The following is a 12,759-nucleotide window of genomic DNA, read 5'->3' on the forward strand; positions in this document are numbered from 1 at the left end:
GGGGCCGGAAAAGGACCCCTACGCCGGCCTCCTCCTCGGGGCTCTTGCCCCCCCCCCCCCCCCCAAGTTCTACTGCCAAATAAAGCAAAAAAGCTCGCCGGACAGCCAATTGCGTGATGCAACACACCACGTAAATCGTCCATATTACACCCCATAATTGACGTTAATTCAATAAAAACAGGCACTAACGCCATGAGGCCCATCCTTCGAAAAAAATGAAAGCCTTTAACTTTTCTCTTGACATTAATACCTCTCATATTTATTATTGTATTGAGTCTTAAGGAGAACGGAAAGATGAACCAAGGGCGGTTCGAAATCAAACGCAGGTTTATGGGCCGAACCGCATGCGGAAAAGTCGGACAAGACAACGGGAGCAGGACAATGAGGAACCGGGCAATAAAGGATGAGAATCAAAAGGTCAATGGCCTGGGCAACGAAGGGGGATCGCTACCGGTTAAACAACACGGAGTTGGCTGGACCGGGCGGGTTGCCAAGGCGTTCAATCCAGAACAGAGAGCTCCATCGGATGTCTGCGCAAGCAGCGGAGTCGGCTGGACGGGTCTGACGGGCGTCGACCAAGTCCACCTGCCTCGGTTAATGATCAGGGCGCTGTGGGTCTACGACCTGGACAGGCCGGAGACTTTGCCGTCTCTCGGACTGCAGCACCTGATTTCCCAGATTGACGACTGAGGCCGATCGGAGCAAGTTGGGTAACGGATAGGGGGATCGGATGTCATTCAAAGAGCTGCCCCAGGCTTCCCGGCTCTACGTAATTCTGCTGATCACGGCAGGTGTCGTAGCCCTGGGATATTCGTTCAAACTGCCGTTGTCGCGGGAGTTGGACTTCGCCTTTGCCGTGTATCTTGGCCTGGCGATCATCACCTCGCGGATGACCGTCAAGGTGCCGTTTTCCAACGTTCACTTCTCGATCGACACGGCGTTCGTGTTCGCGATCATCATGCTCTACGGCATGCTGCCGGCGATCTTCGCCGACGCCATCGGCAAGTTCGTGTTGAGCATCACCAACACCAGCCCGCGCACGCGATTCAAGATCCCGTTCAACGTCGCCTCCGGCGTCCTGGCGGTTTTCGGGGCCTCCTACGTCTATACGCTGTTGTTGGGCAGCGGCGGCAACGCCACGCTTTCCGATCAAATTCTGCCGATCGTTGCGATGGTCACGGTCTACTACCTGGTCAATACCACGACCGTTGCCACGGGCATCTGCATCACCGAGCCGCAAAACCTGCTGAGGTTCTGGCTCAAGAACTTTCTGCAAACCAGTATCGGCTTCTATACCGCGGGCTCGATCGCAGCGCTGCTGTTCATCCTGGACACCCAGGCCAGCGCGCTGGGTTTCCTGGTGACGATCCCGATCATCGGCCTGACCTACTTCAGCCAGCAGATCTACCTGCAGAAGGAAGAGGAGTCGCACTCGCACATCTCCGAGCTTGAGGACCTGCACATGTCGACGGTCCGCGCCCTGGCGCTGGCCACAGACGCCAAGGACGCCTACACCCACGGCCACGTGCACCGCGTGCAGGCCTACGCCGTGAGCCTGGCGCGCAAGCTCGGGATCGAGGAAGAGGCCACGATCAAGGGCATCAGCTTCGCGGCCCAGGTCCACGACATCGGCAAGATCGCGATCCCCGACGCGATCCTCAACAAGCCGGGCAAGTACTCGGAGTCCGAGTTCCAGATCATGAAGTCGCACCCGATCATCGGCGCCGAGATGCTCAAGGGCATTCCGCTGCCGTTCCCGGTGAGCAAGATCGTGCGCCACCACCACGAGAAATGGAACGGGCGCGGATACCCCGACGGCCTGGCCGGCCAGGAGATCCCTTTCGAGAGCCGGATCCTGACCGTGGTCGACGTCTACGACGCCATCCGTTCCAGCCGGCCCTACCGGCCGAAGATGGAGAAGGAGAAGGCGATCGCGATCATGCGCAAGGAGAAGGGCTTTACGCTCGATCCGAGCATCACCGACGTTTTCCTCGAACACCTCGACGAACTCGAGCACGACGTCGAGATCAGCCACAACGATCTGATGGACATCCTGCGCTCGAACAACATCGTCATCGACTACGACGAATCCCACGAAGCGGGGATGAAACGGCGCATGGCTTACGCCGATCGGGAGCGCGAGCTGTTCGACGGCTTCTCCAAGATCTTCGCCAGCGAGTCCGACGCCGGCTCGACCCTGGAGATGCTCTCGGGGTTCATCTCCAACGTGGTGCCGCATTCGACGTTCCTGGTCTACGTGCCCGACGAGGACGGCATGCAGCTGCGGCCGCTGATCGTCAGCGGCAAGGACGACGACGACATGCGCCACAACGTGATCAGCATCAGCGCGAGCACCAGCGGCTGGGTCTTCTCCAACGAGAAGCCCACGGTCTGTAGGCCTAACGATGCCGAGTTCGCCAACTCGGTCAGCGGCAAGGCCGCCTACCAGTCGTGTCTTTCGCTGCCGATCATCTTCCTGGGCAAGTCGATCGGTGTGATCACCCTCTACTCGTTCTTCGAGAGCGCCTTCGCGGCAGAGGACCAGGACCTGCTGTTCCGCTTCAGCCCGTTCATCGGCTCGCAGCTCAAGAGCCTGATCGACCGTTACAGCAGCGAGTCCGACGGGTCCGCGTCACCAGCCAAATCCAAGGTGGTCAACATGCCGGTGCTGGGCAAACGCAAGGACTAAAAACCCTGATCGCAACCAACGGCGGCGGCCTGGATCGGGTCGCTGCTGCTGTTTTCAATCGATGCTGCCGAGGATCGTACTTACCGCTGGGTGCCGAATCGCTCGCGTGGCGTGCCGGGGCCGTTGATGGAAACGACTATCGTGTCAGGACAGAGCAATCGACGATCAGCGGGCTGTCCGGGTTGCGGTAGAGGCCCCAGCAGTAATCCATGAACAGGCCCAGCACGTAGGTATGGAACCAGGCCTCCACGGTCTGGTCTTCCAATCGCCTGCTGGTGGGTGGAAAGACCTCCAGCTGCTGATCCTCGGGAACGGAATCATCCCACGGGTCCCAGTTTTCAAAGTCTTGATACTGGGTGATCGAGCGGAAGGCATAGGCCTGGATTAGGCGCACTTCGTCGTTGGTCAGGTAGTAGCCGGCGGTGGCCGACTGCAATAGATTGACCGCTATATCCCGAAAATAATTGTCAGGCTCGACGTCGATCAGCGACAGGTCGAGGGTCATATCGCGTTCAAAGCGTTTTTCGAGCCCATCGAGCCCCTTAAGCGCCAGGTCATTGTGGCCGCTGTGCAGGGCCAGGGCGATGTTGGCGATGTGAAGCGAGCGCATGATGTGGGCGTTGGGCGGGTTGTTGATAATCGCGCCCAGCTCGTAGATGCCGGGGCCGTCGAGGGAATCGCAGTCGTTGTTCAGCGGGTCGCCGTAGGCCAGTAGAGCGCTGGCGCATTTGGCATTGCACTCCGCGTCGGGTACCAGCCAATCCCAGGCAGTGAACGAGACGATGTCGCCGATCCGCGCCTCCTCGGGCTCGGGGTCGATCCCCGGTCGATAGGCGTTGCCCTGGCTGTCCTTGGAGCGGATCAGGTAGGCGTTGTCCACGATGTCCCGGGCGAACAGCCGCAGCAGGTCGCGCGTCTCGCCGCAGGTCTGACGCACTTGGGGGTCTGCCGCGTGCTGCGCGGCATGATCGATGGAGACCGCGGTCTTGAACAAGTAGCCCAGGCCGTCTTTGGACCGGGTGTTGGTGACCCAAACCTCGCCCCAGTAGGGATTGTCCGTATAGCGAAAACGCGAGCAGTTCCAGCGGTCGTAGGGGTGGAACCAGTTGGAGTAGTCCACGTATTTCTTGCGGCCGTCGTGGGTGGTGTAGCCGTGGTTGAAGGCCGCCACGTTGCGCGCCATCAGGTGTTGCAGCGGGTCGGATTCGTCGTGGACCATCCCGAGCATCGTCGAGCTGATCCCGGCGCAGAACTGCTGCGTCAGCTCGCCCAGCAGCGGATCGCCGCTTGCCAAGTACCAGCCGATGGCCGAAGAGAGCAACAGCGAGTTGGACTTGAGGATGTTGTGCCCGCCGTGTTCCTCGGAATATTTGTGGATGATCGAAACCGTGTCGCCGTGCTTCTCGGCGTAGACCTCTCCCCACCACAGGCGGTAGTCACGCATGCCCGTGGAGGAGTCCACCCCGTGGCTCATCCGCAGCAGCCAGTCGGCGTAAGAACTTTGTTCGTAAAAATCGCGTAGCAGCTCGGAGAAGGCGATCAGCTGCTGGGCGGGAATCGGCTCGGAGTCGTCCTGACGGATGAAGCTGAAGGGCAGGCCGGGCGGATAGGGCTCGTCGTCGTCGTCCAGATCGTCGTCGTCGATCTCGTCCTCACCCGCATCGTCATCGTCGTGATCCGTTTGATCGACGCTGTCGCAGGCTGCCGCGGGCAGCAGTGACAGCACGAGCAGAATCAGCAGCAGTCTTCGTACAACGGACCCCATCGCGCGATGCTACAAGTTAAAACTGTTGTTGTCACCTGCGGTGCGGATGCGTGCGATCAAGACCTTGGGGCTGAACGGTTTGGTGATGTAGTCCTCCGCGCCGAGCTCCAATCCGGCGATCACGTCGGAGTCGTCGCCCTTGGCCGTGAGCATCAGGATCGGAATTCGCGAGGTCTTGGCGCCGTTCTTCAGCGCCTTGCAGACCTCGAGCCCTCGAGGCCGGGCAGCATCAGGTCGAGCACCATCAGATCGGGCAGGCTCGCGCGCCCTGCTCAACGCCCGTTCTCCCGAGGTCACGCATTCAACCTGATAGCCCTCCTTGGTCAGGTTGTATTCGATTAGCTCGAGAATCGCCTCCTCGTCGTGGACGATCAGTATCCGTTGCTTGGCCATGCCTGCTCCCTACGATAGCGATTGCTTTTACAAACGTAGCTATCGTCAAGCTATGTTGGCCAAAGATTAATTATTTATGAAAACACTGTTTTCTTTTTTACGTAAACTAAATATTCCCATGCGTCCCTCTGGAATGAAAAAAGGCCCGGAGAAGCTCCGGGCCTTGGGAATTTAAATTAAGAGACCGACTATTGGACCAGCGCGTCGAACTCGCTGCGGAAGGTTTTGATCATCGCCTCGATCGGCATGGCGAACGCGTCTCCCGTGGGACACAGGGTCGAGCCCTTGATCGTGGCGCACAGTCGCAGGATGGTCTCGATATCCTCGGGCTTGCCGTGTCCCTGGACGATCTTGGTCAGCAGGTTTTTGATGGTGTTCGATCCTTTGCGGCAGGGGATGCACTGGCCGCAGGACTCGTGGGCGTAGAACTTAATGGTGCGCAGGGCCACCTGCGGAATGCTGGTCTGGTCGTTGATCACGATGATTCCGCCGGAGCCGAGCATCGTGCCCTTTTTCATGCACGAGTCGTAATCCATGCACAGACCCTTGGCCTGTTCGGCGGTAAGGATCGGCACCGAGAGTCCGCCGACGATCACGGCCTTCATGTTGCCCTTGACTCCGCCCGCAACCTCGATCAGCTCGTCCAGGGTGGTGCCCAGGGGATACTCGTAGGTGCCCGGTTTGTTGACGTGGCCCGAGACGCCGAAGATCTTGGGGCCGTAGTTGTTCTCCACGCCGATCTTTAGATAGGCCTCGGGACCGTGCTGCAAGATGTAGGGCACGTTGGAGAGGGTCTCGACGTTGTTGACGATGGTCGGGCAGCCGTCGAAGCCTTCGACCGCGGGGAAGGGCGGTTTGAGCCGCGGATTTCCGCGTTTGCCCTCGAGCGACTCGATCAACGCCGTCTCCTCGCCGCAGACGTAGGCGCCCGCGCCCAGGTGTACGACGATCTCGAAATCGAATCCCTTGCCCAGGATATCAACGCCGAGCTTGTTGGCCTGGCGCGCCTCGTCGATCGCCGCATCGAGGATGTCGGCGATCCACTCGAACTCACCGCGGATGTAGATAAATCCGACCTTGGAGCCGATGGCGTAGCCGGAAATGGCCATGCCCTCGATCAGCAGGTGCGGATCGAACTCCATGATCTGGCGGTCCTTGAACGTGCCCGGCTCGCCCTCGTCCGCGTTGCAGATCAGGTAGACCGGCTTGTCCACGCCCTTGGGCAGGAAGCTCCACTTGAGGCCCATGGGGAATCCCGCGCCGCCGCGTCCGCGGATTTTCGATTCTTTGACCTGGCTCAGCACTTCGTTCGGTTCTAACGACAGCGCCTTTTCCAGCGACTGGTAGCCGCCGTCGGCCAGGTAGGTCTCGATCTTGGTCGAATCGGCCGTGCCGCGATGCTTGAGCAAAATGTCGCAGGCGCTGCCGAAGTTGCCCTGGTCGGGCCGCTCGGGCATCACACCGCTGCGCAGGCTCTGGAGCAGCTCGTCGGTCTTGGCCGTGGTCATGTTCTCGTAGTAGCGGTCGTTGACCTGGATCACCGGGCAGGTGCCGCACGATCCCAGATCCTCGACCTGCGAGAGCGTGAACATGCCGTCGTCCGTGGTCTGGCCCAGTTCGATCCCCAGCGTCTGCTGCAGGTGCTCGACGATCTGTTCGGCGCCTGCGAGCATCGCGGGGATGTTGGTGTCGACCTGCAGGTGATATTTGCCCACGGGTCGGCGGTTGTACATCGTGTAGTAGGTCCGAACGCCGAATGCCTCGGCCACGGACACGCCGATGATCTTGGCCACTTGGGCCAGATCCTCGTCGGAGATGTAGCCTTCCGAGTTCTTTTGCACCAGATGCAGCGCCGGCATCAGTGCGGATTTGCGGTCGGGGTAGCGGCCGGCGATCGCATCGATCTTGGTAATAAGCTGTTGGTCGATCATTTTGCTCCCCCTCCTAGGCGTCGGCTTTGACGATGCGCGCTGCGCAGACTTTGTACTCAGGAATGTTGGCCACCGGATCGATCGCATCGTTGGTCAACATGTTGGCTGCGGCCTCGGCAAAGTGGAAGGGAATGAAGATCGAGCCGCGTGCCACACGCGGGGTAAGCATCGCCTTGGTGGTGATCTCTCCGCGCCGGGTGGCGACCTTGATCATCTCGCCGTCCGCAATGCCTTTCTCTTTGGCATCCAAGGGGTGGATCTCCACGTGGCCGCTTGATACCAGGGCGTCGAGAATCGCCGAACGCCGCGACATGCTGCCGGTGTGGAAATGCTGCAAGATCCGGCCGGTGCTCAGAACCATGTTCCATTCATCGTCGGTCTGCTCTGCCGGAGGCTTGTAGGTCATCGGCGTAAGCACGCCCAGGCCGCGTGAGAACTTGTCTTTGTGCAGGTATACGGTGCCCGGATGCTCGGCATTGGGACACGGCCACTGAATGCCCACGTCACGAAGCCGCTCGAACGACAGGCCCGCGTATGAAGGAGTCAGGTCGGTGACCTCTTTAAAGATCGCCTCGGGAGTGCGCGCGAACTCGTGGCCGAACAGCTTGGCCAGGTCGGCGATGATTTCGTAATCGGGCTTGGTCTCGCCGCGTGGCTTGAGCGCCACGTTGCTCAGCTGGACCCGGCGTTCGGTGTTGGTGACCGTTCCGAGCTTTTCGGCGAACGATACCGCGGGCAACACAACGTCGGCGATCGCCGTGGTCTCGGTGTTGACGATGTCCTGCACCACCAACAGGTCGAGTTTATCGAGACAGTGCTTGACGTGATTGAGGTTGGGGTCGGAGACCATCGGGTTCTCGCCCATAACGTACAGCGCCTTGATCTGCTCGCCGCAGGCCGGGATCATCTTGGTTAGGGTCAAGCCCGGGTTGGGGTTGAGCTCCACGCCGCCCCAATATTCGCTGAACTTCTTAATTGCGTCGGGGTTGTTTACCGGCTGATATCCGGTGAAGACGTTGGGCAGACCGCCCATGTCACAGGCGCCCTGCACGTTGCTCTGACCGCGCAGCGGATTGACTCCGCCGCCCTCGAATCCGAGGTTGCCGGTGATCAACTGGGTGTTGACGCACGATTTGACGTTGTCCACGCCGTGGCTGGACTGGGTGATGCCCATGCAGTAGTACAGGGCCCCGCGTCCGCTGGTGGCGTAGAGCTTGGCCGCTTCGTAAAGATCCTCGGGCGTAATGCCGGCGAGCTCTTCGACCTTCTCGGGGGTGAAGAATTCGAGGCTCTGGCGGTACTCCTCGAAGTTCTCGGTGCGCGAGTCGATGTAGGCCTGGTCCTGCCAGCCCTCGAGCAGAATGATGCGTTGCATTCCACAGAGCAGGGCCACGTCTGAGCCGTTCTTGTGTCGCAGCCAGATGTCGGCGAACTCGACCAGGTCGGTGCGGCGCGGATCGCAGACGATCAGCTTGCAGCCGTGATGTTTAACAGCCTGCTTGAGCATCGAGCCGAACACCGGATGGTTCCAGGTGGTGTTGGTGCCGATGGCCAGCACGATTTTGGAGGAAGTAACTTCGGCCATGCTGTTGGTCATGGCGCCTGAACCCAACGTGGAGGCCAGACCGGCCACCGTTGAGCTGTGTCAGAGTCGTGCGCAGTGATCGACATTGTTCGTGCCGATCACCGCGCGAGCCAAACGCTGTAGTTGGTAGTTCTCTTCGTTGGAAACCTTGGCCGAGGCCAGAAAGGCGATCGAGTCGGGGCCGTGCTCGGCCTTGATCGCACCGAGTTTGTCCGCAACATATTGCAGAGCCTCGTCCCAGCTCGCGGGCGTAAGCTCGCCGTTTTTGCGGACCAGGGGGGTGGTCAGGCGTTGATCGGAATCGACGAAGTCCAGTCCGAAGCGCCCCTTGACGCAGAGCATGCCCTTGTTCGGCTGCTGCTCCCAATTGCCCTCGTGCGCCATGGCGAAAGCGTAGTGCTCGTCTTTGGTGTGAAAGTCGATCTGGCAACCCACACCGCAATAGGGGCAGGTGACCTTGGTGGCCTTGGTTTCCCAGGTGCGCACCGAGCCGTGGGTCTGCTTGAGGGTCAGGGCTCCAACCGGGCAGACCTGAACGCACTCACCGCACTGCACGCAGGTTGAATCACCCATCGGCAGATCGTTGTCGCAGATAACCTTGGCTTCGTTGCCGCGGTAGCCGAAGTCCAGCACCTGGTTGACGACCACGTTTTGGCAGGCTTGGACGCAACGGCCGCAGTGGATGCACTTGTTTTCGTCGCGCACGATGCCCTCGGACGATTCGTCACGAGGATGCGGCTCGACGTCGATCTGGAAAGCGGGACGCTCAATGCCCAGGCTATAGGCCATGTCCTGCAACTCGCAAGCGCCGTTGGCCTGGCAGGAGATGCAGTTGTGGTTTCCCTCGGCCAACAACAGCTCGACGATCATCCGGCGCGTTTCGAGCACCTGCGGCGAGTTGTTGAGGATTACCATTCCGTCCTTGGCCTGCAATGCGCAGCTCTCCTGGAGACCGCGCATCCCCTCGACCTGGACAACGCAGGCGCGACAGCGCCCGGCCTTGCCGGTCTTGGCGTGCCAACACAGAGCGGGGATATAGACTCCCGCCGCCTTTGCAGCCTGTAGTACGGTCTGACCCGGCTGTGCCGCGATCGTCTTACCGTCAATGGTGATTTGCACAATACCTCCCGTTGCTAATGTTGCATGGGCGTCGCTTTATTTCGGTGCAACCTCAAACAAGCATTTAGGTCGGATCTAAGTTTTCTCCCACTGTCCGATCGCTTTCGATTGTTACGAAAACAAACGATGTCTCTATACAGATAGTCAATAGGTCCATTTGATAATTTCAATGATATGACGTTGAGTGAACAACGAAAAAATCGGCTGAATAATACGCCAGGATCAACAAATTGGCAAATGAAAAAAGCTATTCCGTTATGCTGAAAAAGATATAGTTGGCCTTTGAAAATAAAGGAGATATCACTTTTGTTGCATGCGTGTTAAGTACCCTGAAATATCATTATATTAATGGTTGTCATTGGAGTGTTTCGATAGGCTGAAACAGCGATTCTCACAATAAATATTAGCCTGTAAAATTAAATTTAACGGCAAGGGAACATTGGGAGTTAGGCGCGGCCTACGCTGCTCATCCCATGCCGTGTTCCGGTCGGGTTTTCGGTTGCTCTGGATAGATAATAATCTGATAATGCCGTCTTGAATTGATTAACGGGCTGGGTTTGGACCGACCCAGGCAGGGGCGGGGTATGCGGCAGTTAAATCTGCACAAGGCAATCGTTGTGTTGGCAATGCTTTGTCTATTCGGCGCGTTGTTCATCGGCTGCGAGGCGGAGGATGGCGACCAGGGCGATGAGGACGAAGCACCGCGCGTGTATCGTGATTCGCCCTGGCCGATGTTCCGCAACAACCATCTAAATAACGGCCGTTCGTTCGTGGCGCCGCTGGCCACACAGCTCGAGCCCTGGACCTTCGATACGGCCAAGGGGATGTTTCACGCTCCGGTGATTGACGGCTACGGCACGATCTACATCGGTTCGGCGGACACCAATTTCTACGCGATCAATCCCGACGGCAGCGAGCGCTGGCGGGTGGAGACCGACGAGCTGATCGACTCCACCGCGGTGGTTGGACCCGACGGCACGATCTACGTTCCGTGCGGCGATGGCTATTTGCGCGCCCTGGACCAGCAGGGGAATGAGCTGTGGCGACTGGCGCCCATTGGCGACGACGGGTTTCTCACCTGGTGGGAGGGGCACCTGACCATGCGCCAGGACGGCACGCTGTTCGCGGGCAACGACGACCGCCGACTGTATGCGATCAGCACGGAGGGAGAAGTGCTCTGGACCTTCCCCACGGGCGACCAGATCTGGTCGCTCCCCGCGTTCCACTACGACGGCACGATCTTTTTCGGCAGCAACGATCTACTTATGCGCTCGCTGGATTTCAACGGCGCAAAGCGCTGGAACGCCTTTACCCTCGGGCCGGTATCCTCGTCCCCGGCGATTTTCGACGACGGCACGACCGTGGTCGTGGGCTCGTTCGATGGGCATCTGCACGCCTTTACAACGGATCGCGGCTATCTGCTGTGGAGCTTTCCCACGCGCGACCACATCTACTCATCGCCCGCCATCGCCGCGGACGGCACGATCTACGTCGGCTCCACCGACGGCACGCTGTACGCGATCAACCCCGACGGGACCCAACGTTGGGCCTTCGATACTCTTGACCCGATCCGCTCCAGCCCGGCGATCGACGCCGAGGGCAACGTCTACTTCGGCTGCGGCGACGGCCGAATCTACAGCCTCGACGCCCAAGGCGACCGGCGTTGGTCGTTCGACACCTCGATCTCCGACCGCAACGACCTCAACGGTTCCCCGGCGCTGAGCTACGAGGGGGCGGTGATCGGCGGTGAGTCGGGTCAGATCAACTTCGTGCCGTACGATTACTGCCAGCGCGAAGACGATCCGCGCTGCTCGCTACAACCCGAGGAGGACATCGCGCCCGAGGGCGCGATGCTCTACCACTTCACCTCCGGCGGCAGCTCCACCCAGCAGGTCCAAGGCGAGCCGATCCCCACCGAGGTGCTGACCTTCCGGCTGGTGGTCAGGCGCAACGGCGACACGGTCCGCGCGCGGATCGACTCCGAGACTCTGCAGGTCACGGCCGAGCCCGACTTTAGGCGCCGCGTCGAGGTCTCGGCCGACGGCAACTTCGTCAGCATCATCCCCGAGCAGGATCTGGGCATGTCCACGGCCTACACCGTCGGACTTGGTGGCGATTACATCACCGGCGGACTGCGGATCGGCAACAAGTGGATCGGCGGCAAGCGCTCGGGCTCCTTTGCCGGCGGTTTCGACTTCACCACCGCAGCGCCCACCGGAGGCGAGCTGCCGCTGTCGATCGACGAGCAGCAGGTGGACGTGCTGCTGCTTCGGCGCCTGGCCGTACCCCAGCCGCCGATGATGACCACCTTCAACCAGATCGGCTTCGACTCCTACAACTTCCTGTTGGCGCCGGTCTTCATCGACGAACAGAACAGGCGGATGGTGCTGCTCGCGGTGGAGGGCACGCCCGGGCTGGAGCCGACGATCCTGTTCAATACGCGCACGGTGTTTGCGCTCAACGTCGAGTACGTTGATTCGTACTTCAGCGCGATCAGCGAGGGGTTCGCCGTGGACGTCAACGACGTTTCGATTTCCCTCGATCAATTCCGACTCAGCGGCAGGATCGAGCCGGACCGCACCGCCCAGAGTCTCAACGCCTACGCCGAGGTGCGCTGTTCCAACATCGAGTTCTTCGGCAGGTCCCTGGATATGCTCGGCCTGTGCCATCCGCGCAGCGGCAAGATGATTCTCAACGGCACGGCGATGTTCGCGCCGCGCGGCGAACTGGGTAAGCGCCCGACGGGCCTTGAGCTGCTGGGACTGGAATACGTGGCCGACGGCGGTTGGTACAACGGCGGATACATTGAGGCGGACTTCGCGGCCCCGGGCTTTGACGCGACGCAGCATCTGCCGGTGATCGTGGTGCTGGATTCGGCCGACAACTCGGTGCTCGACCAAAGTTACGGGTTGAGCCTGGAGCGGATGGTCAACGAATCCGGCGAGCTTAGCGGCGTGCGGCTGCACGTGCAGCCGGAGTTTAATCCCTCGGGCAAGACCTATATCGTGGTCGACAACCTGTTTCCCCTGGCCGCGGTTCAACTATAATCCGCGTCTGTTTGCGCACTTGAAATAACGACCGCCGAGCTATTGTTACTTGCACCGGGGGGCGTATCGGGTGTTATCCTTAGCAATGGTCGTGGACAAACTGCGACGATCGTCGTGGGTATGAATACTTATAGCCTCTCCCAGCGTAGCGCACTGCTTATTCTCGTGATGGCCTTGGCCTGCGCGCTGGTAGCGGGCTGTGCCGGGATCGGCCGCGGTTCGCAACCTCA

General features: G+C 60.0%; 7 protein-coding genes. 3 read left to right on the forward strand and 4 right to left on the reverse strand.

Annotated elements, in window-relative coordinates; translation table 11 throughout:
• Positions 1-381 precede the first annotated feature (381 nt).
• Together P9M14_11955 and P9M14_11960 are read left to right on the forward strand one after the other, a co-directional pair.
• Positions 382-690 (forward strand): hypothetical protein, encoded by a 309-nt coding sequence (locus P9M14_11955; GenBank protein ID MDP8256453.1) that lies wholly within the window; start codon positions 382-384, stop codon positions 688-690.
• A gap of 40 nt (positions 691-730) precedes the next feature.
• Complete coding sequence (locus P9M14_11960) at positions 731-2,689, forward strand: HD domain-containing phosphohydrolase (GenBank protein MDP8256454.1); 1,959 nt, start codon at positions 731-733, stop codon at positions 2,687-2,689.
• 136 nt (positions 2,690-2,825) lie between these two features.
• Here the strand turns inward: P9M14_11960 and P9M14_11965 are convergent, their stop codons facing one another.
• The 4 genes from P9M14_11965 to fdhF form a co-directional block, all read right to left on the reverse strand.
• Positions 2,826-4,454, reverse strand: coding sequence for a hypothetical protein (locus tag P9M14_11965; protein MDP8256455.1), 1,629 nt, complete (start codon positions 4,452-4,454; stop codon positions 2,826-2,828).
• 9 nt (positions 4,455-4,463) lie between these two features.
• A complete protein-coding gene (locus P9M14_11970; protein ID MDP8256456.1) occupies positions 4,464-4,847 on the reverse strand; it encodes a response regulator in 384 nt (127 codons plus the stop codon).
• A 188-nt stretch (positions 4,848-5,035) separates the two neighbouring features.
• Positions 5,036-6,778: an NADH-quinone oxidoreductase subunit NuoF gene (gene nuoF / locus P9M14_11975; GenBank protein MDP8256457.1), complete on the reverse strand. Its 1,743-nt coding sequence runs from the start codon at positions 6,776-6,778 to the stop codon at positions 5,036-5,038.
• 13 nt (positions 6,779-6,791) lie between these two features.
• A complete protein-coding gene (fdhF, locus tag P9M14_11980; GenBank protein MDP8256458.1) occupies positions 6,792-9,482 on the reverse strand; it encodes a formate dehydrogenase subunit alpha in 2,691 nt (896 codons plus the stop codon).
• A gap of 584 nt (positions 9,483-10,066) precedes the next feature.
• Between fdhF and P9M14_11985 the strand changes: the two genes are divergently transcribed.
• Positions 10,067-12,529 (forward strand): PQQ-binding-like beta-propeller repeat protein, encoded by a 2,463-nt coding sequence (locus tag P9M14_11985; GenBank protein MDP8256459.1) that lies wholly within the window; start codon positions 10,067-10,069, stop codon positions 12,527-12,529.
• Positions 12,530-12,759: the final 230 nt, after the last annotated feature.

Source organism: Candidatus Alcyoniella australis (assembly GCA_030765605.1).
In the GTDB taxonomy this organism is placed as follows: Bacteria; Lernaellota; Lernaellaia; order JAVCCG01; family Alcyoniellaceae; genus Alcyoniella; species Alcyoniella australis.

Coding starts and splice junctions, on each gene's coding strand:
- P9M14_11970 (MDP8256456.1), bottom strand. CDS start 4,847: ATGGCCAAGCAACGGATACTGATCGTCCACGACGAGGAGGCGATTCTC.
- nuoF (MDP8256457.1), bottom strand. CDS start 6,778: ATGATCGACCAACAGCTTATTACCAAGATCGATGCGATCGCCGGCCGC.
- P9M14_11960 (MDP8256454.1), top strand. CDS start 731: ATGTCATTCAAAGAGCTGCCCCAGGCTTCCCGGCTCTACGTAATTCTG.
- P9M14_11985 (MDP8256459.1), top strand. CDS start 10,067: ATGCGGCAGTTAAATCTGCACAAGGCAATCGTTGTGTTGGCAATGCTT.
- P9M14_11955 (MDP8256453.1), top strand. CDS start 382: ATGAGGAACCGGGCAATAAAGGATGAGAATCAAAAGGTCAATGGCCTG.
- P9M14_11965 (MDP8256455.1), bottom strand. CDS start 4,454: ATGGGGTCCGTTGTACGAAGACTGCTGCTGATTCTGCTCGTGCTGTCA.